Here is a 24,552-nt window from a genome sequence, read left to right as displayed (position 1 = left end):
TTTTAATGATGGAATTTTGAGCTTTGATATATAATTTGAAGGAAATTACCTGAGGATGAATCAATAATTTTTATGGAACTTACCGATTTTACTGTTTATATATTTGCTCAAATGATTGAAGACCCTGATATTATTGGTCAGATTACCGATGCTTGGAATAATTTTGTTGAATCAGGACAGGTTTGGGCCATGGTAATTGGTGCGGTGTTGGGTTATATGTTTTCTAGTTTTACCCGTTACTAATGCTTAACTAGATTATTGTGATTTAATTATTTGGCGTTGGTGAATTAAGATATGATCTTTCGTTTAGTTTGGCAATAGTAATAATAGCTCTAGTATTATATATCTACTATTATTCAATAATATTACATACCGAAAATAAGCAACACCAATTATTTAAATTAGTTTTACAAAAAAAATAGGGGAAGTATTATCCCCCATTATTTCTTTTTCAACTACGCAATAAAAACTTATTTTTTAGGAATTTTACCAAATACATCTAAAAGGCGATCGCCCCAATACTTAACATCATAAGTAGAAACAGTTTTATACATCGCCTCCATGCGCTCTTTTTGTTCATCCTCAGCCATAACCAAAGCCTGATCAATAGCAGTATCCATACGGGTTACAGAATAAGGATTAGTTAACAATGCTTGGGGTAACTCCACCGCCGCACCTACAAACTCAGAGAGAATCAAAACGCCACTCTCATCCTTATGGGCAGAAATATATTCCTTTGCGACCAAATTCAAACCATCCCGTAAAGGAGTAGTCCAACAAATATCCGCCGCCTTATAATAAGCCAATAAATCACTAAAGGGAATAGGCTTCGTAAATAACATAATGGGAGTCCAATCTAAACGGGCAAACTTACCATTAATTTGTCCTACCAACTGCTCAATTTTATTTTGAGTAGTTTTATAAACCCTCATACCCGCCGCCGCCGACACACAACTGACAATAAAATTAACCTTACCATGCAACTCAGGACGACGTTCCAATAAACGACCAAAAGCTTCTAACATCTCCTGATTACCCTTAACATAGTCAATTCTACCCGCAGCGATAATCAACTTACGTCCATTCAACTCCTCTTTAATTTCCTCATATTTTTTCTGAGCCTCCGCAGTGGCTAACACAGAATTAATATAGTCTGGGTTGGTACCTACAGGAAAAGCATCCACGGTTACATCTTGCCCTTCGTAACGTAATTTAGTGACCATTTCAGGCTCTGCTAAAGCCGTACCACATTTAGTAAAATGTCCTTGCACAGGCTGAGTTTCTACCACCTCCACGGGGAATAAACTACGGGTGACATTGACAAAGTTTTCTGAATAACGGGGAATATGGAAACCAACCACATCACAACATAGCAGACTTTTAATAATTTCCTCACGCCAAGGAAGAATATTGAACACATCCACCGAGGGGAAAGGAGTATGATGGAAAAAAGCAATCCTAGCATTAGGCTTCATTTCCCTAATATATTTAGGAGCTAACCATAGGTTATAGTCATGTACCCAGATAAGGGCATCATCCGCCGCTTCTTTACAGGCAGCCTCGGCAAATAATCGGTTAATTTCTTTAAAATTTTCCCACTCAGAAGACTCGGAAGTGAAGTGATAGGGGAAGGAGTGAAGAATGGGCCAAAAGGCTTCTTTAGAAGTGATGTGATAAAATTCTTTAACTTGATTTGGAGAAAGGGGAATACGTAAAACACTATAATTAGAGCTTTCTTCCTCTACTTGCACCCTTTCTTGGAAGCTAGATTGTTCTTTTTTTGATACTTGTCGCCAAGCAATCCAAGTTCCCTTATCAACACTATTAAAGAAACTTCTTAGGGTTGGTACGATGCCGTTAGGGCTTTTCTTATCACGATAAAAGGTTTTTCCGTTTTCAATTACTTCGTCGTAGGGTTGACGGTGATAGAGGATGACTAGAGATGATTTCATATATTTTATGCTTTATGAATAATTACAGTATTTTGTTGTTGATTATAGATTTAAATCTACTTATAGAACCAGAATTTTTGAATGAGATAGTTATTTTTACTCTTTTAAAAATATAGAACTATCGTTTATCTATTAGAATTGCATTTGTTTTATCTCTATTTTAGTACCTCAGACCAATAGTTAGTTTGCACTAAAAAAATAAAGTAATTACGATAGTAATAGATATTTTATGTTGAAAATAACCTTAAAAATTACCTTTAGCGATTAGGCTTTCTTCTCTGAAATAGAGTAATGTATTATAAGTTACCTTCAGATCGAAGGTTTTTAATTACATGTTAAATTTGGCAATTAAGTTGAATTTAATCATAGCATAATGATTAATATTGAGTCAAATTTTATGGCATAAGTCATCATAAAAACTAAAAAAAATCTTGGTTCATAACATTAATCCTGATGAATACCAAGGTCAAACAGACAATGATTGCTAAAATATAATCTTCAAAAGAAATGATAATAGTATAGGTAAGGAATAGGGGTTGTTAATGAATAATTATGATGCGATCGTGGTGGGTGCTGGTTTAACGGGCTCTGCTTTGGCTTATGAGTTGGCGAAACGAGGTCAGAGGATTTTATTAATTGAGAAGAATCTTAATTTTTCCAATGGCACTGTTTACAGTTATGGGGGCATTGCTTATTGGTGTGGTACAGACGATCGCACCATATCTTTGTGCAAGGAGGGCATCGAAATTCAGCGAGGGTTGAGGGATGAGCTAGATTATGATACCCAATATCGAGATTTAGATTTACTTTTTACCATTCCCAAGGACAAAAACCCGGAGCAGGTGGCTAGTAATTATCAAAAGTTTTGGATTAAGCCCGATTTATTTAGTGTTGAGGATAGTTGCGCTTTAGAGCCTTTACTTAATGGGGAAGCTATTTCTGGTTGTTTACGTTTTCCCCATGGTCATGTTAACCCCCATGAGTTGATAATGGGTTATCAAGTTGCGTTTCAGAGATTGGGGGGAGAAATTCGGGAGGAGTTGGTACTGGATTTGGAAAAAAAAGAAAGTCGCACGGTGGGGGTAAAAACCAGTAAAAATAGTTATTTTGCTGATCAGGTAATCCTTTGTGCTGGGGCTTTTTGTCGTGGTTTGTTGGCAAAGGTGGGGGTGAGTTTACCTCTTTACTTTACCCATGCTCAGTTAATCAAAACTGCACCGACGGACATTAAGTTACGTTGTTTGGTGATGCCTAGTACCACGGCAAGATTTTTGATGGAGGAGGATGTGACGGCGTTGGCAAAGGATTCTATCTGGATAAATCCTAGTGATGAGTTACAGGGTGAGGTGCTAGAGCCGGGGGCTATTCAATTTTTAGATGGTAGTCTGTGTTTAGGGCAAATTAGTCAAATTAGGACAAATACCAGTGCTTCTGTGGATCCTAGGGCTAGTGAGGAGAAGATTCGAGGGGCGATCGCCCATTACCTGCCTTCCGTGGCAAACTTGGAGGGACAATGGCATACTTGCCAAGTAGCATTTAGTAAAGATGTACCTTTTCAGGTGGGCAAGGTGGAGCAAATAGAAGGTTTGTCGGTGTTTTCTGGGTTTACTAGCCCCTTTGTATTTGTGCCTACCCTCGCTCGAAAATTTGCCCATTTTTTGACCACCCATGAGGGGGATTTTACCCTCTCCACTAACTAGGCATCGGGTTCTACCATAGCTCTATATTCTTCGGCACTGAGGGCATCTTCTAATTCCTCATTAGGATCATCAAGACGTACTTTCACTAACCAGCCCTCTCCGTAAGGATCATCTGCGATCGCCTCTGGTTGTTCGATTACCATTTCATTACGATCAATTACCGTGCCTGAAACAGGAGCATAAATTTCTGATACAGCCTTCACGGATTCCACAGTGCCAATATTGTCCCCCGAGGCGATGGCATCTCCCAATTCCGGTAACTCCAAAAAGACCACATCGCCCAATTCCTCTAGGGCAAAAGCACTCAGTCCAACAGTGGCAATGTCTCCGTCATCTTCTATGCGTACATACTCATGGGAATCAAGATATTTTAAATCTTCGGGATATTCTAAGGTCATGGGCGATTACTCTGTATCAAAGGTTCTCTAATATTATTATTTATAGGTGAAAAATTAACAAGCACATTCATCAATAATTGAGAATTGAGAATTAATAATGGATAATTAAATTTATCAAAAATTTTGAGTTTAAAATTTCATTATTTGTAAATATTCGATCTCTGTTCTGTCCTTAATTTCCTTTAAACAATCGAATACTAATAAAAATTAGGTAAATATTTGTGAAAACATTAACAAAGATCAAACTCTTGTGTGAGCCAACCTCCGAGGCATGGTTACAACAAGCATTAAACAACCTTGATACTATCCTTCTCGATCATTCCCACTGTGAACGTAAGGCAGCGGGGGTGGCAGTAAATTTACTTTTTCGTTATCCTTCCCATACCGAGCTTATCCACGAGCTTACAGCCATCGCCAAGGAGGAATTAGAACACTTTGAGCAGGTAAATCAATGGCTCGAAAAAAGAGGAATACCCCTTGCCCCCCTACAACCTTCCCCCTACGGTGCTACCCTCAAAGGTGCTATTCGCAGACATGAGCCCCATCGTCTCCTCGATTCTTTATTGGTATCTGCGTTGATTGAAGGGCGATCGCACGAACGCCTCGGACTACTAGCCCAAAACTGCCCCGATGGAGAGTTAGCCAAATTTTATCGAGGTTTAATGGCATCAGAAGCAAGACATTATGGAATTTACTGGGTACTTGCCCACAAATACTGTGATCAAGAGCAAATCGAGCCAAGATTACAAGAACTAGCCCAACTAGAGAGCGACATTCTGCGTAATCTACACCCCGAACCAAGAATACACAGTTAGAACTTGATGGATAAGCATTTTGGTTGAGGCGGGGAATGGGGAATAGGCAATGGGGAATAGTGTAAAATTACCTTAACCGTTCATAATAACCTGAAAATAAACCCATGCAATTTATCCGTCAACAAGTTGTCCCCATCGTAACCATTCTCATCGCTATTTTTGCCCTAGTGGCCACCAGCGCCCGTGGCTTTATGAAAACAGACTTAGCCCAACCTGCCCCCATCGAAAATATCTACAGTGATAGTAGCACCACCACCACCGACCAACCATAGTTTCATGTGTAAGGTGGGTAATGCCCACCCTACTGATTTTTTTTAGGTGATAACGGTGGGTTTGTCTCGATTGGTGTATTTTTTGATGTGAGCCATTTCTTCGGCTACTTGAATTAAATCCCCGAGCGCCTCTTGGGTATCTAAACCTTGTTTGCTGGTATCAGGTTCATAACTTTCTAAATATACCCTTACGGTGGCGCCTTTGGTACCGGTGCCAGAAAGACGGAAAATGATCCTCGAACCATCGGTGAAGCCAATACGCACCCCTTGTTTTTGGGATACACTACCATCTACAGGGTCAGTATAACTGAAGTCATCGGCATATTTAACGGTATATTTACCATAGGTTTTACCTACGAGGGTATCAAATTGACTGCGTAATTGATTAACCAATTCGTTAGCGCCTTCCGTGGCTACTTCTTCGTAGTCGTGACGGGAATAAAAGTTGCGTCCATAGGTTTCCCAGTGGGATTTGACAATTTGTTCCACGGATTCTTCCCTGACGGCAATGATATTTAACCAGAAAAGCACTGCCCATAGTCCGTCTTTTTCTCGAATATGATTAGAACTTGTACCGAAACTTTCTTCTCCGCAAATGGTGGCTTTATCCGCATCTAAAAGATTTCCAAAAAATTTCCACCCTGTGGGGGTTTCATAACAATCAATACCTAGCTTTTCGGCTACCCTATCCACCGCTGCACTGGTGGGCATGGAACGGGCAACCCCTGCTAATCCTTGTTTATAGCCTTTTACGAGGTGGGCATTGGCGGTAATGACGGCTAAACTATCGCTGGGGTTGACAAAGAAATGTTTGCCTAAAATCATGTTGCGATCGCCATCCCCATCGGAAGCAGCACCAAAATCAGGAGCATTATCACCAAATAGAATATCAACTAAGCCTTTAGCATAAACCAAATTAGGGTCAGGATGACCCCCCCCAAAATCTTCAAGGGGAACGCCATTTATTACGGTTCCATCCGTTGCACCTAGTTTTTCCTCAAAAATCGCCTTAGCATAGGGTCCTGTGACAGCGTGGAGGGAATCCATGCACATTTTGAACTGACCACCAGCAAGCAGTTTTTTGATTAAATCAAAGTCAAATAAAGACTCCATTAATTCGATGTAGGGTTTAACTGAATCCACCACTTCCACATCCATATCACCCAATTTAAATGAGCCTTGGTTATTTAAGTTAATATCAGCAGATTCGAGAATAGAGTATTCTTTGATGGTTAAGGTGCGCTGGTAAATGGCATCAGTTACTTTTTCTGGGGCAGGGCCACCATTGGTTACGTTATACTTAATGCCAAAATCGCCATTTTCTCCCCCCGGGTTGTGGGATGCAGAAAGGATAATGCCCCCATAGGCATTGTTACCACGAATCAGACAGGAAGCGGCGGGAGTCGAGAGAATGCCATCACAACCTACTAAAACTCTTCCTACACCATTGGCAGAAGCCATTTTGAGGATAGTTTGGATTGCTTGACGGTTATAATAACGTCCATCCCCTCCTAAAACAAGGGTTTTACCTTTTAATTCAGGCAGACTATCAAAAATTGCTTGAACAAAGTTTTCTAAATAGTGAGGTTTTTTAAAAACGGTGACAGCTTTTCTTAAACCTGATGTACCCGGTTTTTGATCATCGAAGGGCGTTGTAGAGACTTTTATAATACTCATAAATAGTCAGTTTGATTGCTCAATGGTTTTCCCTAAAAATGTTAACAGAAAGCCCTCCCTAAAATTTAGTTTTCCATAGATAAAAAATTAAAAACAGGACAAGGATTAGTCTTACTTAGACTAGCTATATCATTATTGTCTTGGAAAAAAGACCATGAGTAAGGGGATTGTTTTTCCGCTGACATCCATAACAATCTTTTAGCCCTCGTCATGGCAACATATAAAAGACGATATTCTTCGTATTCTTTCATTTTTTGCGCTTCTATCCATGCTTCATCAATGGACAAAGATTTAGTTATTTTATTATTTAATTTTTCCTGATGAATTAAAGCTCTTAGTTGCCCCCTTGCTACTTCTGATAAATCAAATTTTCCTAAAAATTGAGTATTTTTTGGCAGGTGCACTCTACCCGGAATAATATTTTCATTTATAAATGGTAAAAATACATAGTCCCAATCTAATCCTTTGGACTTGTGCATAGTCATAATAGTAACTTGTCCACATTTTGTATAGATATTTTCTGGGTTACTATCATCATCAGCAAAGGTTTCTACTTCTTTAAAACTTTCAGTATTAATTAGTTCTTTTAGGGTACTAATAATAGTTTTTAGGGAGCTACGACCGATAATTTCTTTATCAATTTTTTCACTAAGTTTATGGGTTGTAGCTAATTCTCCTTGATTATAGTTAAGGGTCATGGCAAGGTAGGGAATTAGTTGATAATGGGTTAATTCTATTTTTGCTTCTAGTAGAGTTAGAATAATTTTTCTGATTTTATCGAAATTTTTATTATTTTCTTTATCCAACTCTGTGGGATACAAAAATTTTTCTGGATAGTTAATATTAATAGAAGATATGGGGATATTTATTATTTGTCTTTTTTCTAAAATTTTGAGAATACTATTAAAAAAATCAGGGGAATGGGGTCGGTCAATAAATTCTAATAATTGTAAAATTTCTTGAGGTAATTCGGAGATGTTATTATTACCGTCAATGAAGATGACTTTTATATGGTGATTTTCTTGTAAATATTCAAGATGAGATGTAATAAACTTCCCTTGACTTTTTTCTCTGACTAAAATAGCTAGATTACTATTTTTTCTTGTTTTTTCATCGGCAAAAATTGCTTCAATTTTTTTTCCTAGGGCTTTGACGGTATCATAAATATGGTCAAATTTATGTAATTCGATTCCTTTTCCGTAGGGGAATGGATTAATGGGGGGTTGATTTGTTTTTTGAGTTACGGGCTGGATATATTGTTGTCTAAATGGTAATTCTATTTGTTGAGTATAATTTGGATTATTTTCTTGAAATTTGAGGGTTTTATTAATAGCTTTATTGTTAATAAAGTCAAGGGTTTTATTTGCCCCATCAATGATGGTTTGGGTACTTCTTCCTGCTTGGGCAATGGTGGCAAGGCTATGCTTTTTCTCGCACAGGTCACAAAACCAGTTAAAATATACGGGGTCAGCGGATGTAAAAGTAGAGTTAATTGCTTGATTGGGATCTCCTACTCGGACTAAATTCGGCTCTAGGTGTGGCTTTTCGTCATCTTTCGCTAAAATTTCTAGTAATTCCACTTGTAGGGGGCTAGAGTCTTGGGCTTCATCTTCAAATACCGCATGGGTTTGTTGTTGCCATAGCTTTCTGGCTTCTTCATTTTCTAGCACCCTAAGCGCCCCTAGTATCATATCGTCATAGTCCATGAGATTATTTTCAATCATCAACTGTTGATATATTTTATATAGTCCAGAGGCGATCGCCATTATTTGGTATTCATCACGGGTATAATCAATATAATGGGCTAAACTATGGGGAGTTTTACCAGAACATTTTGCCTCTCCGATAATGGTATTAGCCAATTTAGGTAATAATTCACTGCGAATAACCCCCTCTCGGCGCATTCTTTCCGACTCTTCCCCATCAAAACCCTGTCTTCCCTCCACCAAAGCTATATAAAGACTAGGATTTTCTCTAATCCATTGATTCACCGTATTTTTAATCAGTCGATGGTTTGAGTTAGGAGAAACTAAATTACTCTGGTTTAAATTTAGCCCCGATAACTCAGGGTATCTACTCGCAATATTTAAAGCTAAACTATGGATAGTTTGCACCGAGAAGCCCATGGGGGGCAACCCTAGATAATGTAAATTTTGTTCTACCTTTTGTTTAATACTAGCTGTGGCTGAACGAGTATAGGTAACAATCATTAATTGACGACGTAAATTAAGTTTTTCTCTGGCAATGGTAGCCGCCGCTGCCACCGCTAAACTGTGGGATTTTCCTGCCCCTGGCACCGCTGAAACCGCCATTTCTCCCTTTTGCCAACGTCCTAAAACATCTTGCCCCGGCCGTAGTTGTTTAATTAAATTCTCTAATTTTTGCTCCATAACACCTGCGAATAATTGACAATGAACTGTGGACAATGGACAATTGGGTTTTGATGGGTTTTGCCGACACTAGACTTGTTTTAGTATATATACATCTAGTTTATTTTTTCGAGTGTTCTTGCTATTTTTCACTTTTACCAACATTAACTATGAGTATTGAAAGTTTATTTGCCGTTTCCTTATTTCCCTATCTTGCTTTTCTTTGGTTTTTGACTAAATCGGGTAAAACTCCCAAACTGGCACTAAAAGGATTTTATATTCTGTTAGTTTTCGTTGTGGTTACTATCCCTGCGGGAATATATGCCAAGGTACACTACGACACTTCTTTGGCTAATGTAGATTGGTTACATGGGGGGGCTGAATTTTTCTTGACGTTGTCTAATATTTTGGTGGTGTTAGGATTTCGTCAGGCGGTTATGGAAAAAGAAAAAGAAATCAAAGAAGGCTAAAAATCGAGAACGTCCATAATCAAACCCCCTGCCACCAATAAAAGTAAGATAGACAAAGAAACATCAAGTATTTTCGGTGTTAATCTCTTTGATAACCAGTAACCCAATAAAACCCCCACTAAACTGGTGGCGATAAGTGCCAATGCTGCGCCAATAAAAACAATCCAAGGGGAGGTAGATTGAGCAGATAATAATAGGGTTGCTAACTGGGTTTTATCCCCCATTTCAGCAAATAAGATGGTTAAAAAGGTAGAGCTAAAAACTTTCCAAAAGCTCCACTTCTGAATATTTTTCTGCTCTGCTAGGGCTTCTATCTCTTTAACTTCTTGTTCTACTGACATTATTTTAAATAATTGTGGTCAAGTAACATATCGTAACATTAAAGTTATCATATTTTTTTCATAATTTGTGATTTGAAAACCAAATAATCAAAGAAAATTGCCGAAACCAATGAACAAAAGTTAGGCTATAAGCAAAGAATCACCATCTTTATAGCAATGCAATATCAAATATTATCAAACCTAAAACAACAACAAAAGATTTTTCGTCACAGTATTCTTTTACTTATGTCAGCTACTTTATTGGGTTGTAGTCCTACTATTAATATTGGACAATCTTCCGAGCCTCAATCTATGGGAGAAACATCCACAGAAAATAGTTTACCTTCTGAGCAATCTAATAATCAACTAGCAATGGTTAGTGGTGAAGATGCTATTTCCCAATTATTAAATGATAGAGAGTGTGTTGGCTGTAACCTTCAAGGGGTAAATTTAGAAAACCAGAATCTTCGCAACGTAAATTTACAAAATGCTAATTTAAGTGGGGCAAAATTAGAAGAAGCAGATTTGAGTGGGGCGAATTTACGCAATGCTATCTTGATTCGAGCCGATTTAGAGGAAGCAATTTTAACCGAAGCAGATTTAATCGGTGCAGATTTAACAGGGGCAGACTTAGAAGATGCTAATTTGATGGGGGCAAATTTGAGTAATGCTAATTTGACGGGGGCTGACTTGGATGATGCCATTTTAACTAATGCTAATTTGGAAAATGCTAACTTTACCCAAGCAGACTTAGAGGATGCTATTTTAACGAGGGCAAATACCACTGGGGCGAATTTTTCTGGTGCTGATTTAGATGGGGTAATCGGGTTACAATAGTTGTTTGTTGATTATTTTAATATAAAATTTTTATGAGTAATATTTATAGTGTAGAGGTTACTAATGAAGGGCAAACCTACACTTTTCAAGTAGGGGAAGATGAAACTATTTTAGCGGTAGCCGAAAGGGAAAATATACCTTTACCAAGTTCTTGTAATGCGGGGGTTTGTACTACTTGTGCGGCGAAGATTGTTAGTGGAGAAGTAGAGCAAGGGGATGGTATGGGGGTTTCTCCTGAGTTACAAGCAGAGGGCTATGCTTTGCTTTGTGTGGCTTATCCTCGCTCTGATTTAAAGGTTATTGCGGGTAAAGAGGATGAAGTTTATGATCGTCAGTTTGGCATGAGTCAAAAATAATTGGGGCTTGTTAATTTAAGGGTGGTGGGCATTGCCCACCCTACAAGTATGAATTTTGAGTTAATTTCGGAAAAACTATACTATTTACAACAGTTTGCTAATGGGTTGGTTGATTCTCAACTTAGTCATCTGACTATTTTTAGTGTGGGGGTTATTCTGCTAACGGGTTTGTTAACAAGTTTGACTCCTTGTATGTTGTCTATGTTGCCTTTAACTATTGCCTATATTGGCGGTTATGAGTCTAAGGGAAAATTATCTAGTTTTTTTCAGTCTATCTACTTTGCTTTTGGTTTGGCTACTACTTTGGCTATTTTGGGAGTGGGGGCGGCAGCTTTTGGAAAGATTTATGGGCAAATTGGGATTGGTTTACCTATTCTCGTAAGTGCGATCGCCATTATCATGGGCTTAAACCTATTAGAGATTATCCCCCTAAAACTTCCTAACTGGGGCAACACCGACTGGATAAAAGACAACTTTCCCGATAGCTTACGTTCATACCTTCTCGGAGTAACCTTTGGCTTAGTGGCCTCTCCCTGTAGCACTCCCGTTTTAATCACTCTCCTTGCCTACATTGCCAACACTCAAAACATTTTACTCGGTACGGTTTTTCTGTTAAGTTATGCCATCGGTTATGTATCTCCCCTCATCTTGGCAGGAACATTTACAGGCACCCTAAAAAAATTACTTAGCTTACGAATAATTACCCAATGGATAAACCCCCTCAGCGGTGCAATTTTGCTTGGTTTTGGGGTGATTTCTCTAGCCACTCGACTATCGTTTACATAAACCCCTGACCATCAATAAAATTTCTATAAATTTAGTTTAAAATTATCGGATAGTCAGCCATAAGAATATATATAGGAAAGGAACATTAACCCATGGAATATGTAGATATTTTTGAAAAAATAGACGGTGATTTATCTCAGCGTGTCAAAGACTTACAAAAAAAACAACAGGAATTATTAGAACAAAAAAAGTTTCTCACTGAAGCAAAACAAAAAATCCATGGCTTTTTGAGTGATGCCAACGAAATCAGACAAGTATTAGAATTTCATCCCAATTTAGTGGAAGTGGTTAGGGATGAATTAGATAAAATATTTGTGGTCAATTCTCCTTCCCATAACCTAAAACTACCCAATACAAGAACCACAAAGAATAATAACTCTTTGCCCCAAAGCCAAGAAGTAGAGGTGAATTTACCTACGGAAAGGCTCAAAAAAGCAAAAGAGCCAGAAAAAATACAATTTTTTCCCTACGTAAATATGGAGGGGAAAGCCACTCGCCCCCCTGAAGCTCAAAACAAAGAGTAAGATTTACCATAACAAGGGGTTAAAACCCCTTGCCCATAATAAATGATTATTGATCGAAGCTACGGAAGAAGGAATCCTGTTTGAGATACACAAACTGCGGAGTAAGAGGAGGAAGATTTCGAGGATCATTAAAATTTTCATCATAATCCCAATCTCTTTCTGGTGCAGAATAAACATTGCCTAGACCCCACCGACCACTTACTCGTAAAGGTCTGGCAATACTTACAAAAGAACCCCGATAACGCCATAGTCTGTTACCCCAGTTTTCTAAAAAGCGAGGATAGTTTTCTAAGCCTCCGTTATACCCACTCCCAAAAGCATTTGTTATATCTGTTCCAGCCAACACTGCTGCATTAAAAGTCGTTGGGGTGGGATTTATTGCTCCTCCATTTTCCCCAAGAACATTACAATTGGCTCCATTACGACGATTGATAGCTTCATCCTCAAAGAAACAAGCGTTAGAGAGAGGATTAAAAGAGTCAGCCAAAATTCCTGCGGGTTGATAATTGGCTGTATTGTAGTCTCCTTGAGGATAAATAGCTTGATCCGTAGCAATGGTTAACCCCGTAGGATCATCTACATTCTCAGTTCTCGCTAAACCCATTAATTGTTCTCCTCTGACTATTGCAAAACCATAAGGACTTGTGTTTGTATAAGCATTAGAATAGGTAATAGGGTTACCATTGTTATCAACACCATCACCCACCATGGCATGAATAACCATACCGCCATCGGTAGTATCTGCTGCGGCCAATCCTAGTCGTTGGAATGAGTGTTGAGGAGCGGTAGTATCTTCAGGGGCTTTTGCGAATAAAAAGTCATCAGTTGGAGTTAGCTGATTTCCTGTCGCCATATACAATCCATCTCGATTCCAAACCACCATACTTTCAATATTTAACTGTAGCAGTCTTTTATGGCGACCTTCTCTGTTGTTGAAAAACTGATACCGTGATTGATGATTATTGTTATCTCTACCAATATCAGTGATGGGGGCAGCAATAAAGCAACGCCCGTTAAGTGCTGCAACTTGTTGAGCACTCATTTCTTCGAGTTTTTTAATGGCTTCACTAGAATCAGTAAATTCATCTAGAGCACTATTTAAACTAGAAGTATTCTGAGCAAAACTACCATACAGATTTTGCTGTTGATTATTTACGGCTCCAAGGGGTAGAGACAAAAAAGAAAGAGGAATAGGGGCATCTTGATTCGTACCGTGGATTTGCTCTAGTACATAATTTTGGGCTTGCTCTCTAAAATTATTTTTTTGGGCTACGGTTAAACCATTCCACCAATTAGCTAAAGTTCCTGATAAATTATGAGCATTAGGATTACAAATGTGAAATTCAGAATTAGTAGGAATAGAAGCTAAATCTGCCCCCACCATAACGGGTTGTCTTAAACTTTGTAAACGCCTTTGATATGTTGCTGAGTTAAGATTTACGATTCCTTGGTTGATTTTGCCACCATTTCTGGCAGTAATTTCAAAGGGAATTTGTTTTAAATAGTTCATATTCCCTGTTTGTGTACCTACAGGCTTAAATTTGATGCGAATATCTGCTCTATCAAAATATTGTCCTCTACTATCCAAAATATCAGGAGTGGGGATAGAAACAGGCTCGGTGCCTACCTGAACTTGAGTACCAAAGGCACTGGCTATTCTCACAGGGTCCATGGCATTAGCCGTGGCATTAGTGCTTCCTGTACCTGCTTGTACTAAGTTAATCCAGTCACTATCTGCTGCATTTCTAATTCTCACTCGACCATTAGCATAGGTAGAGTTATCATTTTTACGCTTACTAAATAGTTGTCCTGCGACGGTAACTTGACCATTGATATTTAACGTATTATTCGCACCTAAATATAAACTGCCATCGGTATGAATTGGCCCGTTTAGGTTCATGGTAGGACCTGGTAAGATTTCCAGATCGTCTTTATAAAAAGCGGCAAACTGAAACATAGGAATTTCCCTTGCCCTTACATCCATTTGTAATATAGCGGAGGCTTGGGATGCGTCAGCATTTTCCCTTAACCCTAAAGCATAAATTGAAAATAAACTTTCGCTCATGCTTAAGTTTTGGAAGCGATCGCCTCTTGGGACAACACCATCAACGTTCCTTGCCCCCTCAACAACATAGGTTATACCACGATAGGGAGTTCGATTTGCTGCACTGGCAGATAGCTCAATCGTTTTACACTCAAAATGATCATTTTCGTCCTCAGAACCTGGATCAAGACCAACACATTCATCTAAATCCTGGGGAGAATTTCCTTCGGGAGTACGGCGAGCTAAAAATAGTGTCCTCAATTCTTGAGCTCTTTTGTTAAGGGCTGCTTCTGCGGCAAAAAAGCCACTGCTACTATCCACTGTGCTACTGGTAGCGATATTATTAACACGGGTAGAACGTCCATAAACCGCTAATAATCCTGTCAAAGCAACAATGGTTCCTACGGCAATGACGAGTACATAACCACTCTTAGAAGATGATTTAAGAGATTTTAATTTGAGTAAAAAGTAAAGGATGGGAGAAAAGCGATAATTCTTGTTCATGGTTTTAAATAAAGATTAAGATAACGACAAAAAGATTAAAAACTAAAGACATTACGAGGGAAGAATTTTTCTGTTAAGGTTAAATCCTCCTCTTTTAAACCACTACGACTTAAATCAAGTTCATCAACAGCAAGGGTGGTTTCAGTTTCAATATATTGAATGTTTGCCCAAGAATATTGCACCCCTGTGGGCAAACAACGAGCGGGGTTTGGGGCTGGTGGGGGGGGAATTACTCTACATTCATGGGTTGTATTTCCTTCCACATCTTCTAATACGCTTACCTTAACCTCAAAATTAGCAATATCATTAGCTAAGGTCAGAATACTAACATTATTTTCATCAATATCATCATCATTCCAAGTTCCATTGACTATATCATCAGGTGGATTAATCATTAGTTTCAGAGTTCCACTATCTTCTCCCTCCTTACGATGTAAAAAATAGGTACGTCTTTCAATGATGTGAATTCTACCAGTGCCAACGGAACTATAGTCATGAGCCCAAGTGTGACCATCTGTCTCGATAAAAGCCCTCGCAGGTGCGTTATTAGGGCTGGGAGTCATGGAATTTCCATCTTCATTCTCAGTAATTTCCCCCGTGTAGTTAAACACTTCATAGTTGTGTACTTTATTATTATTTGCATCGGTCTGTTCCCCAGCATAAATATATGCTTTAATTGAACCTCCTTGATTTAATCTGTTATTGCGAAAAACCTTTAAAATATCAGGCCAACCATCTCCTTTGGGGGTAGCTTCTGAACCATCTGCATTTTCAGTTTTAGGGGGTAAGTTGTCAACAAGCCTACATCCGCTGCTAGAAATAGGGTTAGTATTATCCATAATCATAATTTTGGTAGTAGAACTCCCCTTATCAATATCCGCACAGATAGGTAATGAGGATGAAACGAGGGCTTTGGTAATGGTAATAACTGAAGATTTGTCGGTAGTTCCGGGTATATCTCTTTGAACGACCCTAATGGTCTCAAAGTTTGGATCATCGGTTAGCCCTTGTCCTATCTGTAAAATGTCTGGCCCTATGAGGGAAGAAACCCCCGTTAAGGATTGATTTACTCTATTGCGGGATTGATCTCGCACAAAACTCTGTCGATATTCATTAAAACCTGTAAAAGCGACTCCCACCACTAATCCAGAGATGAGAATAGAAGCGAGCATTTCAATAATACTAATACCTTTTTGGGTGTTTTTAGTTTGCCGCTGGTGGCGGAACAACACGAGTAAAGAATGTTTGAACGGTGTGTATTGGTTCTGTTTGTCCATTTCTTTTTATTTGTATTACAATGTGTCTGTTTTCGGTGTCGTCTGTTGTGCTACAATTTGTTACTTGAAAAGTTTGGTCATCAATATCAGGTTCTTTCGTGCAGATATAAGTAGTTGCATCATATTCGTAGCCGAGCTTAGATAGTCCTGTATTTACTTCCCCATTAACCGGGTCAATTAGTCTTGTGGATCTAACTTCATCTAACAAATCTCTCGCTAAGGAGGTGGCACCTAATCTCACCTTTGAGGTGGTATTTTCATTTTGTAGCACTACCAAAAGAGGAAAGTTGAGTAGTATGGCAAAGGAGAGTAAAAGCATAGAAACAGTTGCCTCTAGGAGTGTAAAACCCTGTTGAGACTTTATTTTTTTTAAGTTTTTGTCATGGTAGAATCTTTTCATCTGATTTGGTTTACTTGAGTTGGTTGGTTTTGCTTGAGTTAATGGATAGCAATGATTTTTATATAAAAATTAAATTTATTGTGAGTGAACGGTTTTTAAAAATATATAGTTTTTATGGTTCTTCCTGATTAAGTATTTGAACAGCCCCCCCTCTTAATACTTGGATTGTTTCTTCTGTCCCTTCATTTTCAGTGTCGGTGATGGTAATTTCTAAAGATTCGTTGACGATTCCTTGACCATCATATAAACGAGCTAAACCTCGACTATCGAAGCACAGTCTCCATTCATCATTAGGTACATTGGAAGAAATTTCAATGGGTTCGCCAAAGGTTAAATCTTCTGCTAATAATGCTCCGTCTGGATTCCAGTTATCTAATAATTCAACTACGGCTCCCTTTGGTTGAGCTGATCCGATCACTTGTCCTAGAATAAGTAATGATAGGTTGTTATCAATACCGATGACTTGGTTATTTGTTGCGTTATTACCGATTTTGAGGCGATCGCCCACATTAAAACCTCGGGTAGCCAGTACTGGTATCTCAGTTTTGTCACTATCTATCCCCTCGGACAATGCGCTGATGGCTTCACATCCCCTTGTAGTGGCGGATTCTATTTTTAAAGCAGTACTAGGATTGTCGGGATCTGGTTCTATTCTGATGGCAGAGGTAGTGGCGATCGCCCTTGATCGGGTTTGTCGCAATATCCCTTCCAACTGAAAAACCGCATCATTCAATTTATTTGGTCGTCCAAAAGGATTATTCCCGATGGCGATCGCCCCTAAAATGGAGAGCATACCGATAGCAACCAGTATTTCTGGAAGAGTATAACCGTCCTGTTGAGACTTGCTTCTGAATAGTTTTTGAACAATACCAGTGTTGATTTTCATGGTCTTTAATATAGTGGGAAACCGTAATTACATCGATTAAGAAGCCTAGGGTTGTTAGTTATATTTTTTTATTATTAAGATAGTAGATATTATACCCCTTTTTTTTGATTTTTATATCTACTGTAAATAACCCATTTACTTAGGCTTCACAGTATCTTTAAATACCTTCAATAAAGATTCAGTATAGTTACGTAAAAACACGTAAACATTGACAAAATGTCAATTTTAAATAAATGTAGGGGAGTATAGAAAATATTTTCCCCTTGTTTAAATAGATAAAAATTAAGCCCTAAAATAAACATTTTGACACTAAACATAGAGTGATAACAACCTAAAATCAAAGATTTATTAGTGGGGATAAGTTAAGAATAAAAGAAAAGTATAATTTTGTAAACAAAAAATCACTACAAGATTTAAGCCTCTTCTTTTTATGGGCAGAACAAAAATAAAGTTTTGATGAAATTTAGATGAAGAAGGTTTTTCGTAAAAAAACTTAACATAAATTACGGGTAAAGCGATAACAACCCATAACCAAGTGATAGTAGGATAGAATCTAGTGCAATTAATTGTCACCTCAAGCGGATAAAGAGATTTACTTATTATTTCCGAACCAGAAAGCAAAGCTGACCAAAAATTAAACAGATTCAATGAGCAACCCCAATTCTGTTGTCACAGATTTACTAAAAGTTTTCCCCAAGTGGCGAACTCAAATCTATTTCAAATCTTCTTTAACAGCACTATCTCACGCTATGGAAGATCAGGTTTTGGCCAACACAGAAGAAGCCTTGATCATAGCTAGTTTTCAGAAGGAAAGATTTTATCGCCAAGAGGCTCACCGTTATCGTCGCATTGGCAAAATTTCTCCCCATGTTTATGTTTTGGCTGCCCCCGAGACGGATTTTTCTAACACGACGGATGTTTATGAAAAAATTGCCTTTGATGGGGATGATGCCTTGACCAAGGAATGGCATTTGGTGGTAATTGGCAAAAATTATACTAGCTGTTTAATTTGTCGGGAAAAAACCCATTTACCCAAAACCGAGGCGGCGGAAATGTCTATGGATAATAGTCGTCGTTTTGAAGGGGTTTGGACTTTTGATCGTGATGTAACCCTAGCAGCAGCATCTATATTACTAGATCGGATTGCGGGGTATCGTCCAGAGTTACAAGATAAGGTGGATGAAGCGAAGGAGCGTTATTGTAATAAAAATAAGGCTATATTTTCAGGGGCAGATTTTTCTCCCATAGAGGGGCAGATTAGTTCTCCGATTATAAATCCAGATCCTTTTGTACAGCGTTTGATTACTTATTTACAGTCAGGGCAGTATAAATTAATCAAGGCAAACAATTTTTTGAGTACCAAGGAGAAAAAGGAAAGACTTTTAAATTCTGTCACCGATGCCATTCGTCGCTCTCTTAATCCTGAAGAAATTTTGCAGATGGCGGTGGATAAGTTGGGGGAAGGTTTAGGGGTGTGTCGTTGTTTAATTTATCGTTGTCAGGAGAGTGATTATAATGCGGAGATTAACCATGAGTTTTTGAGTGAGGGCATTAAGTCTATTAAGGGGCAAAGTTGGCCTTTGAAGCAAAATCCTTTGTTTAAGGAGGTTTTAAATTTACGGGAGTCCATTAGTATTGATGATGTGGAAGTTGATCCTCGCACTCAGGGTAACACTAAAATTTTAAGAAGTTTAATCAATAGTTGCTCTATTATTTCTTGGTTGATTGTACCCATTCTTTATCAGGGTCGTCTTTTAGGGGTAATGGAGTTACATCATTGTCACGATAAACCTATTAATTGGAAACCAGAGGATATTGCTTTGGTAAATGCGATCGCAACTCAGGTAGCTGTAGCCTTAATTCAGGCAGAATCCTACACTAATTTAGAAGATTTAAATGAGCAACTAGAGGCGCTCGATCGCACCCGTTCCAACCTTGTAGCCATTACAGGACATGAATTACGCACTCCCCTATCTACCATCCAAATTTGCCTCGAGAGCCTTGCCAATGAGCCAGACATGCCAGAAGAATTAAAACAAATCATGCTCAGTACAGCCCTCCAAGATGCCGAGAGAATGCGTAAACTGGTACAGGACTTTTTAACCCTTTCTCAGCTAGAAAGTGGCAGGGTAGAATGGAATCCCGAACCCCTATCTCTCGAAGAATGTGTGGAACTATCCATCTCCCATATTCGCTCTAGGCAAGATCAGTCCGTTATCCCCGAAATTGAAAACTTAGTACCCCAACAAATTCCCCTTGTGCAGGTGGATGGAGAATGGTTAGTGGAGGTATTGAGTAAGTTATTGGATAACGCCTGTAAATTTACCAACGGCAATGGACATATTTGTATCAGTGTAAAAGAAAAAGATCCTGCTAACCTAGAGGTTACTATATCCGATAATGGTAGAGGCATTGAACCCGATCGCCTCAAACAAGTATTTGACCGTTTTTACCAAGAAGAAGGGGCGCTGCGTCGCTCTGCGGGGGGTACGGGGCTAGGTTTGGCTATTTGTCGTCAAATTGTGAGTAATTGGGGCGGAAAAATTTGGGCAGAATCCTCTGGCAAGAATCAGGGCAGTAAGTTTCATTTTACCATTCCTATTTTTGATGAGATTGATTTTACGCCTCCCAAGGTACAAAAAAAGAGATTAAAGTTGAGGGAACGTTATTAGGGCATAAAACAGAAGAGCTTAGAAGTATAGTAGAAATTAAACAAAGTTGCTCGGATAAAAGCTAAGGTGATAAAAATAGGTCAAATAATATTAATTTAACTTTCATTATCTATTATTAATTATCCATTCTCAATTATCCATTCTCAATTATCTCTAATATGTTTGACAAAATTTTAATTCCCAATTCTAACGCCCAAGAATCTTCCTTCATTCGTCCTCGTAAGGGAGTTATTATCGGCATGGGGCAAGTGGGGTTAGCCTGTGCCTATTCCCTTTTAATTCAAGATTGCTTTGATGAGTTGGTGTTGCAGGATATTGCCACGGAAAAGCTAGAGGGGGAAGTAATGGACTTATCCCATGGAATGCCCTTTATTTCTCCCACGGATTTAAAATCTGGCACCGTTGCGGATGAGGGTAGAGATGCAGACATCGTCATTATTACCGCAGGGGTTGCCCAACGGGAGGGGGAAAGCCGTCTGAGTTTGGTGGAGCGTAATATTGCGATTTATAAAAATATTCTGGCGGATGTGGTCAAATACTGTCCTGACTCAATTATTGTGGTAGTCAGTAATCCTGTGGATATTATGACCTATGCCACCCTCAAAATTACTGGTTTTCCCCATTCAAGGGTGATTGGTTCTGGTACAGTGTTAGATACTGCCCGTTTTCGCTCTCTATTGGCAAAGGAGATGGGTATTGATGCGCGTAGTGTCCATGCCTATATTATCGGGGAGCATGGAGATAGTGAAGTGCCTTTGTGGAGTATGGCTAATGTGGGGGGTGTAAAAATTGTTCCTGATGGGTGGGAAAATTTAAGTAATAGTGAGCAGGAATTGTTGTCGGCCATCTACAAAAATGTCAAAAATGCCGCCTATGAGATTATTCGTCGTAAGGGCAGCACTTCCTATGCTATTGGTTTAGGTACTAGTGATATTGTAAAGGCGATCGTTAATTCTCAGGAACGCATTTTAACGGTCAGTGGTTTAATGGAAGGAATGTATGGTATTGACGATATTTGCTTGAGTATTCCTCGGGTTATTAATGAAAAAGGTATTTTGCAAACGGTGAATTTAACCCTTAGCCCTGATGAGGAAAAAATGTTACAACACTCAGCGAATGTTTTAAAGGATGTATTTAAACATTTAAATATTAATACTTAAGGTAGTGAGGGAGCAATAATTGAAAATGATTTAAGATAATTAAAACTATTAATAAAAATCATTGTTTTTTCTATCTAAATTATCCAGCACACATTAAATAACCATAATTATCAAAAGTTATTTTATAAAAAAAATAATGAATAATAACTCTAATATATCGTCAAACAAAAACCAAATCTTAAACACCATTGATACCGTAATGGGGGTCAAAGAAGAAGCAGAAAAACAAGACTATCCGCCTTTAAATAGACAAAAGCTGTTTAGTTATGTAATCGGTACAGTAGCTCAAATCAGTTTTATGACTATAACTTTATGGTTAATTAATTTAGGTTTTCAGCAACTACTGGAGTATAATCTTGATAGTAGAATTAATACTATTATTGTCAGTTTATTTTGGATTTTCTTTACTATTAGATCTCGTCTTTTTTCTCCCCTTGATAATACCCGTTCCAGAAAACAATATGATCAAGTGATACGTCCAAAGTGGGCGCCTCCTGCCTTTGTTTTTCCCGTGGTGTGGATAAGTATTGGAGTTTTAAGGGTTGTTTCTTCTTATCTAGTGTGGCAGGAATTAAACCAAAATTTCCTTGCTTTACCTCTAATTGTATTTACCATTCATCTAGCCTTGGGGGATACATGGAATACTATTTTTACGGTAGAGGGTAGATATGCCTTGGCTGTGCCTGTGGTAATAATGGGACCATTGTTGTCGTCTTTTATTTTGGCTTATGCCTATGGGCAAATTTTGCCTGTGGCTGGTTGGCTTATTTTTCCTTCTTGTGTTTGGTTGATTGTTGCGTCTGTTTTGGTGATTAGTATTTGGCAATTAAATGGAAAGGAGAAGATTTTTAGCTAGCGGATTTTTCAAAGACAATGTAATGTTGTTGGGGTAAAAATTCCTCTGTGATTACCCATGACAAGCCCACGGCTTCCATTTCTTTTTTTACCTGTGCCACACTCATTTTATGGACTCCTTTAATTGCTATGAAGGGGTTTTCCTTTCTATACTCCACTAATACAACTCTCCCTTTGGGTTTGAGGGCAGTGACAATTCCCTCCATCATTTCCCTCGGGTAGGTAAATTCGTGGTAAGCATCTACCATGAGGGCAAAGTTGATGGATTTTTTTTCTAGGTTTGGGGATTTTTCCGTACCTAATATGGGGATTACGGGTAATTGAGGATTTTCTTGGCTGAGAAACTCGATGATGTCTAACATTTCGGGTTGTACATCTACGGCGAAAACTTTTCCCTGGGGGACTTTTTGAGCGAGGCGAAAGCTGAAATATCCGGAACCTGCACCAATGTCAGCAATGGTGTCGGTGGGTTTGAGGTGGAGGGCAGAAATAACGGCACTGGGTTTTTCTTGATTTTCTCGGTTGGGGCGCTCTAACCATAAAAATTCTCGATGCCCCATTACTTTGGCGATTTCTCTACCTAGATAATATTTTCCGATTCCGTCTTTGTTGTGGAGGGCTTGGTATTGATAAAATTTGTTATTTATTGCTTGGGTTGGCTCATAGGTGAGAGATGAGGCGAATATAAGGGAGGTGAAAATCAGGATTATGATGGCGAGGATAATATTTTTAAAAGATGACATTGGGTGAGTTAGGGGGTTCGATTTTTGCTATTATCTCAAAGGTTGGGAGTAATGGTTGATCAGTTATGATGGCGAAGGTTCAAAATTTATTTGATAATCTTCCTTTTTTGGTGGATGGGGAAGATTTTTCTGAGTTGTTACGGTGTGAAAATGTGGTGATAGAGAGGATTGTAAGTAGCGATCGCCCTGAGTACAAGATATATAATCAAGATCACCATGAGTGGATAATTTTGTTGGAAGGGGAAACTCAACTGAGAATTGGAGATGATATGGTTAATCTTAAAGCGGGGGACTACTTTTTTATCCCAGCCCAAACTTCCCACCAAGTAATTAAAACATCCCCTAATTGTATTTGGTTAGCCATACACATCCACTAGGCGAAACCTTTGCCCTTTTTTTCCTCCATCTGTTGCCAAATAAAGATTTGACCATTTTTACTCCCCGCCACTAATTTTGTACCGTCAGGGTGCCATGCGATCGCACTAAAACCATCATTTTCTTCTATAAATCTTTGCTCAACTCTCCTTTTTTCGTTCCAAAAAAATAATACCCCCTCATCATCAGCGGAAACAAAAGAGAAATCTTGGGGATGGAAAGCCACATTTTCCACAATGCCATGATGGGCTTGTAAAGGTAAAGAAACCCAACCATCATTATCATCCTCAGCCTTTTTCCAAAGAATCACACCATTAAAACAAGAAATAGCTAACAAAGGAGCAAAATCTGCCTTGGGAGTTGACCAACTAAGATTACGAATTTTTCCCCCAAATCCTGACAAGTGCCAAGTTTCGAGATTTTCCCAACACCATAGCCATACGCTATTATCAAAACAATTTCCTGCCAAATAATTACCATCCCCAGACCAAGAAACCTTATTACAAGCCCCCTCCATCTCCGCAAAAAAAGGATCATCATCCCAATCAGAAGCCGTCCAAATATTAATGCCCCCATTTCCCGCTATGGCCAAATATTCCCCCCTCGGATGCCATTGTAAATCTAACACCGAAGAATCAGCAAAGGGCAAAGTCGTTATTATTTGTCGGTGTTGTGCATCCCAAACCTGAACATAATGACCAAAACTAAAAGCTAAGATGGGTTGATGGGGGTGCCATTGCAGATGCTCAATCCATTGTTTCGGAAATTCAAAGGTTTCTTGTAAACTTACTTGGGTATTTATTTGCCAAATTCTTAATTTTCCATCCAGTGTACCCACCGCTAGTAAATCTCCTTGGGGAGAAAAACCCATACAATTAGCTGGTTGATGATTCGTATCCATGGCATTTAGGAGGGTTTCTAACTCATCATTATCATCCCTTTTTAAGATTACTTCTCCCTCCGCCGAGGCGATCGCCAAGTTGCCATTAATAGACCAACTCAAAGCCGTAATATACTCCTCTAAGCGTCCCTGCCACTGTTTTTTATATTTTGTTTTAATACCTTTTGTTATAGCCATAAAAAATCGGATTAATGATGATGAATGAGTAAATTCTGGACGAAAAATAAATTTAAATTAAGCGGTGAATAAATACAATTAT

The 24,552-nt window shown here is 38.6% G+C and carries 24 protein-coding genes; 13 read left to right on the top strand and 11 right to left on the bottom strand.

Translation table 11 applies throughout. The features are described 5' to 3' along the window. Positions 1-72: 72 nt before the first annotated feature. Positions 73-243 (top strand): hypothetical protein, encoded by a 171-nt coding sequence (locus ACXITR_RS09265; RefSeq protein WP_457996945.1) that lies wholly within the window; start codon positions 73-75, stop codon positions 241-243. Between the two features lie 227 nt (positions 244-470). Here ACXITR_RS09265 and ggpS read toward each other — a convergent pair whose 3' ends face one another. After that, complete coding sequence (gene ggpS, locus ACXITR_RS09260; protein WP_457996944.1) at positions 471-1,952, bottom strand: glucosylglycerol-phosphate synthase; 1,482 nt, start codon at positions 1,950-1,952, stop codon at positions 471-473. 542 nt (positions 1,953-2,494) lie between these two features. Between ggpS and ACXITR_RS09255 the strand changes: the two genes are divergently transcribed. Next, positions 2,495-3,652 carry an NAD(P)/FAD-dependent oxidoreductase gene (locus ACXITR_RS09255; RefSeq protein WP_457996943.1) on the top strand — a complete coding sequence of 386 codons (1,158 nt, stop codon included), beginning with the start codon at positions 2,495-2,497 and terminating at the stop codon, positions 3,650-3,652. Here ACXITR_RS09255 and gcvH read toward each other — a convergent pair. Further along, a complete protein-coding gene (gene gcvH, locus ACXITR_RS09250; protein ID WP_457996942.1) occupies positions 3,649-4,050 on the bottom strand; it encodes a glycine cleavage system protein GcvH in 402 nt (133 codons plus the stop codon). The genes ACXITR_RS09255 and gcvH overlap by 4 nt on opposite strands. A 221-nt stretch (positions 4,051-4,271) precedes the next feature. Here gcvH and miaE point away from each other — a divergent pair, with 221 nt between their 5' ends. Next, complete coding sequence (gene miaE, locus ACXITR_RS09245; RefSeq protein ID WP_457996941.1) at positions 4,272-4,865, top strand: tRNA isopentenyl-2-thiomethyl-A-37 hydroxylase MiaE; 594 nt, start codon at positions 4,272-4,274, stop codon at positions 4,863-4,865. A gap of 104 nt (positions 4,866-4,969) precedes the next feature. Further along, positions 4,970-5,137: a hypothetical protein gene (locus ACXITR_RS09240; protein ID WP_457996940.1), complete on the top strand. Its 168-nt coding sequence runs from the start codon at positions 4,970-4,972 to the stop codon at positions 5,135-5,137. 42 nt (positions 5,138-5,179) lie between these two features. Here the strand turns inward: ACXITR_RS09240 and ACXITR_RS09235 are convergent, their stop codons facing one another. Together ACXITR_RS09235 and ACXITR_RS09230 are read right to left on the bottom strand one after the other, a co-directional pair. Continuing rightward, the gene (locus ACXITR_RS09235; RefSeq protein ID WP_457996939.1) at positions 5,180-6,814 is read right to left on the bottom strand and encodes an alpha-D-glucose phosphate-specific phosphoglucomutase; all 1,635 of its coding nucleotides are present in this window, start codon (positions 6,812-6,814) and stop codon (positions 5,180-5,182) included. 65 nt (positions 6,815-6,879) lie between these two features. Next, positions 6,880-9,204, bottom strand: coding sequence for an ATP-dependent helicase (locus tag ACXITR_RS09230; protein WP_457996938.1), 2,325 nt, complete (start codon positions 9,202-9,204; stop codon positions 6,880-6,882). Between the two features lie 149 nt (positions 9,205-9,353). Here ACXITR_RS09230 and ACXITR_RS09225 point away from each other — a divergent pair, with 149 nt between their 5' ends. Continuing rightward, on the top strand, positions 9,354-9,653 hold the full coding sequence (locus tag ACXITR_RS09225) for a DUF3593 domain-containing protein (RefSeq protein WP_457996937.1): 300 nt from the start codon (positions 9,354-9,356) through the stop codon (positions 9,651-9,653). Here the strand turns inward: ACXITR_RS09225 and ACXITR_RS09220 are convergent. Then, on the bottom strand, positions 9,650-9,994 hold the full coding sequence (locus ACXITR_RS09220) for a TMEM165/GDT1 family protein (RefSeq protein ID WP_457996936.1): 345 nt from the start codon (positions 9,992-9,994) through the stop codon (positions 9,650-9,652). The two genes, ACXITR_RS09225 and ACXITR_RS09220, sit on opposite strands and share 4 nt — an antisense overlap. Positions 9,995-10,150: 156 nt before the next feature. Between ACXITR_RS09220 and ACXITR_RS09215 the strand changes: the two genes are divergently transcribed. From ACXITR_RS09215 to ACXITR_RS09200, 4 genes are all read left to right on the top strand, one after another. Next, positions 10,151-10,810, top strand: a complete 660-nt coding sequence (locus ACXITR_RS09215) for a pentapeptide repeat-containing protein (RefSeq protein WP_457996935.1) — start codon at positions 10,151-10,153, stop codon at positions 10,808-10,810. A gap of 32 nt (positions 10,811-10,842) precedes the next feature. After that, entirely contained in the window at positions 10,843-11,166 is a 324-nt protein-coding gene (locus tag ACXITR_RS09210; RefSeq protein WP_457996934.1) for a 2Fe-2S iron-sulfur cluster-binding protein, read from the top strand. Positions 11,167-11,214: 48 nt separating this feature from the next. Further along, positions 11,215-11,952 carry a cytochrome c biogenesis protein CcdA gene (locus ACXITR_RS09205; RefSeq protein ID WP_457996933.1) on the top strand — a complete coding sequence of 246 codons (738 nt, stop codon included), beginning with the start codon at positions 11,215-11,217 and terminating at the stop codon, positions 11,950-11,952. 92 nt (positions 11,953-12,044) lie between these two features. Further along, positions 12,045-12,476 (top strand): hypothetical protein, encoded by a 432-nt coding sequence (locus ACXITR_RS09200; protein WP_457996932.1) that lies wholly within the window; start codon positions 12,045-12,047, stop codon positions 12,474-12,476. 46 nt (positions 12,477-12,522) lie between these two features. Here ACXITR_RS09200 and ACXITR_RS09195 read toward each other — a convergent pair whose 3' ends face one another. The 4 genes from ACXITR_RS09195 to ACXITR_RS09180 form a co-directional block, all read right to left on the bottom strand. Next, entirely contained in the window at positions 12,523-15,024 is a 2,502-nt protein-coding gene (locus ACXITR_RS09195; protein ID WP_457996931.1) for a hypothetical protein, read from the bottom strand. 35 nt (positions 15,025-15,059) lie between these two features. Further along, positions 15,060-16,196, bottom strand: coding sequence for a hypothetical protein (locus ACXITR_RS09190; RefSeq protein ID WP_457996930.1), 1,137 nt, complete (start codon positions 16,194-16,196; stop codon positions 15,060-15,062). 31 nt (positions 16,197-16,227) lie between these two features. Continuing rightward, positions 16,228-16,701, bottom strand: a complete 474-nt coding sequence (locus ACXITR_RS09185; protein WP_457996929.1) for a type IV pilus modification PilV family protein — start codon at positions 16,699-16,701, stop codon at positions 16,228-16,230. Between the two features lie 112 nt (positions 16,702-16,813). Then, positions 16,814-17,587 carry a pilus assembly FimT family protein gene (locus ACXITR_RS09180; protein ID WP_457996928.1) on the bottom strand — a complete coding sequence of 258 codons (774 nt, stop codon included), beginning with the start codon at positions 17,585-17,587 and terminating at the stop codon, positions 16,814-16,816. A 647-nt stretch (positions 17,588-18,234) separates the two neighbouring features. On the opposite strand from ACXITR_RS09180, the gene ACXITR_RS09175 reads away from it, so the two are divergent. The 3 genes from ACXITR_RS09175 (at position 18,235) to ACXITR_RS09165 (ending at position 22,275) form a co-directional block, all read left to right on the top strand. Further along, positions 18,235-20,259 (top strand): DICT sensory domain-containing protein, encoded by a 2,025-nt coding sequence (locus ACXITR_RS09175; RefSeq protein ID WP_457996927.1) that lies wholly within the window; start codon positions 18,235-18,237, stop codon positions 20,257-20,259. 158 nt (positions 20,260-20,417) lie between these two features. Further along, positions 20,418-21,419, top strand: a complete 1,002-nt coding sequence (locus ACXITR_RS09170; protein ID WP_457996926.1) for an L-lactate dehydrogenase — start codon at positions 20,418-20,420, stop codon at positions 21,417-21,419. Positions 21,420-21,555: 136 nt separating this feature from the next. After that, the gene (locus ACXITR_RS09165; protein WP_457996925.1) at positions 21,556-22,275 is read left to right on the top strand and encodes a TspO/MBR family protein; all 720 of its coding nucleotides are present in this window, start codon (positions 21,556-21,558) and stop codon (positions 22,273-22,275) included. Here ACXITR_RS09165 and ACXITR_RS09160 read toward each other — a convergent pair. Then, entirely contained in the window at positions 22,268-23,017 is a 750-nt protein-coding gene (locus ACXITR_RS09160; RefSeq protein ID WP_457996924.1) for a class I SAM-dependent methyltransferase, read from the bottom strand. The two genes, ACXITR_RS09165 and ACXITR_RS09160, sit on opposite strands and share 8 nt — an antisense overlap. A gap of 65 nt (positions 23,018-23,082) precedes the next feature. Here ACXITR_RS09160 and ACXITR_RS09155 point away from each other — a divergent pair, with 65 nt between their 5' ends. Continuing rightward, positions 23,083-23,394 carry a cupin domain-containing protein gene (locus ACXITR_RS09155; RefSeq protein WP_457996923.1) on the top strand — a complete coding sequence of 104 codons (312 nt, stop codon included), beginning with the start codon at positions 23,083-23,085 and terminating at the stop codon, positions 23,392-23,394. On the opposite strand, the gene ACXITR_RS09150 is transcribed toward ACXITR_RS09155, so the two are convergent. After that, a complete protein-coding gene (locus ACXITR_RS09150) occupies positions 23,391-24,470 on the bottom strand; it encodes a WD40 repeat domain-containing protein (protein ID WP_457996922.1) in 1,080 nt (359 codons plus the stop codon). The two genes, ACXITR_RS09155 and ACXITR_RS09150, sit on opposite strands and share 4 nt — an antisense overlap. Positions 24,471-24,552 lie beyond the last annotated feature (82 nt).

The organism is Cyanobacterium sp. (genome assembly GCF_054166785.1).
Note: the sequence above shows the minus strand (reverse complement) of the source record. Positions and strands in the feature narration are given on the sequence as shown.

Bases quoted from the DNA above. Each gene is read 5' to 3' on its own strand.
- ACXITR_RS09200 (WP_457996932.1), top strand. From the start codon at position 12,045: ATGGAATATGTAGATATTTTTGAAAAAATAGACGGTGATTTATCTCAG.
- ACXITR_RS09230 (WP_457996938.1), bottom strand. From the start codon at position 9,204: ATGGAGCAAAAATTAGAGAATTTAATTAAACAACTACGGCCGGGGCAA.
- ACXITR_RS09225 (WP_457996937.1), top strand. From the start codon at position 9,354: ATGAGTATTGAAAGTTTATTTGCCGTTTCCTTATTTCCCTATCTTGCT.
- ACXITR_RS09170 (WP_457996926.1), top strand. From the start codon at position 20,418: ATGTTTGACAAAATTTTAATTCCCAATTCTAACGCCCAAGAATCTTCC.
- ACXITR_RS09160 (WP_457996924.1), bottom strand. From the start codon at position 23,017: ATGTCATCTTTTAAAAATATTATCCTCGCCATCATAATCCTGATTTTC.
- ACXITR_RS09185 (WP_457996929.1), bottom strand. From the start codon at position 16,701: ATGAAAAGATTCTACCATGACAAAAACTTAAAAAAAATAAAGTCTCAA.
- ACXITR_RS09210 (WP_457996934.1), top strand. From the start codon at position 10,843: ATGAGTAATATTTATAGTGTAGAGGTTACTAATGAAGGGCAAACCTAC.
- ACXITR_RS09240 (WP_457996940.1), top strand. From the start codon at position 4,970: ATGCAATTTATCCGTCAACAAGTTGTCCCCATCGTAACCATTCTCATC.
- ACXITR_RS09190 (WP_457996930.1), bottom strand. From the start codon at position 16,196: ATGCTCGCTTCTATTCTCATCTCTGGATTAGTGGTGGGAGTCGCTTTT.
- ACXITR_RS09265 (WP_457996945.1), top strand. From the start codon at position 73: ATGGAACTTACCGATTTTACTGTTTATATATTTGCTCAAATGATTGAA.
- ACXITR_RS09155 (WP_457996923.1), top strand. From the start codon at position 23,083: ATGATGGCGAAGGTTCAAAATTTATTTGATAATCTTCCTTTTTTGGTG.
- ACXITR_RS09220 (WP_457996936.1), bottom strand. From the start codon at position 9,994: ATGTCAGTAGAACAAGAAGTTAAAGAGATAGAAGCCCTAGCAGAGCAG.
- ACXITR_RS09195 (WP_457996931.1), bottom strand. From the start codon at position 15,024: ATGAACAAGAATTATCGCTTTTCTCCCATCCTTTACTTTTTACTCAAA.
- ACXITR_RS09205 (WP_457996933.1), top strand. From the start codon at position 11,215: ATGAATTTTGAGTTAATTTCGGAAAAACTATACTATTTACAACAGTTT.
- ACXITR_RS09175 (WP_457996927.1), top strand. From the start codon at position 18,235: ATGAGCAACCCCAATTCTGTTGTCACAGATTTACTAAAAGTTTTCCCC.
- ACXITR_RS09150 (WP_457996922.1), bottom strand. From the start codon at position 24,470: ATGGCTATAACAAAAGGTATTAAAACAAAATATAAAAAACAGTGGCAG.
- ACXITR_RS09215 (WP_457996935.1), top strand. From the start codon at position 10,151: ATGCAATATCAAATATTATCAAACCTAAAACAACAACAAAAGATTTTT.
- ggpS (WP_457996944.1), bottom strand. From the start codon at position 1,952: ATGAAATCATCTCTAGTCATCCTCTATCACCGTCAACCCTACGACGAA.
- ACXITR_RS09180 (WP_457996928.1), bottom strand. From the start codon at position 17,587: ATGAAAATCAACACTGGTATTGTTCAAAAACTATTCAGAAGCAAGTCT.
- ACXITR_RS09255 (WP_457996943.1), top strand. From the start codon at position 2,495: ATGAATAATTATGATGCGATCGTGGTGGGTGCTGGTTTAACGGGCTCT.
- gcvH (WP_457996942.1), bottom strand. From the start codon at position 4,050: ATGACCTTAGAATATCCCGAAGATTTAAAATATCTTGATTCCCATGAG.
- ACXITR_RS09235 (WP_457996939.1), bottom strand. From the start codon at position 6,814: ATGAGTATTATAAAAGTCTCTACAACGCCCTTCGATGATCAAAAACCG.
- ACXITR_RS09165 (WP_457996925.1), top strand. From the start codon at position 21,556: ATGAATAATAACTCTAATATATCGTCAAACAAAAACCAAATCTTAAAC.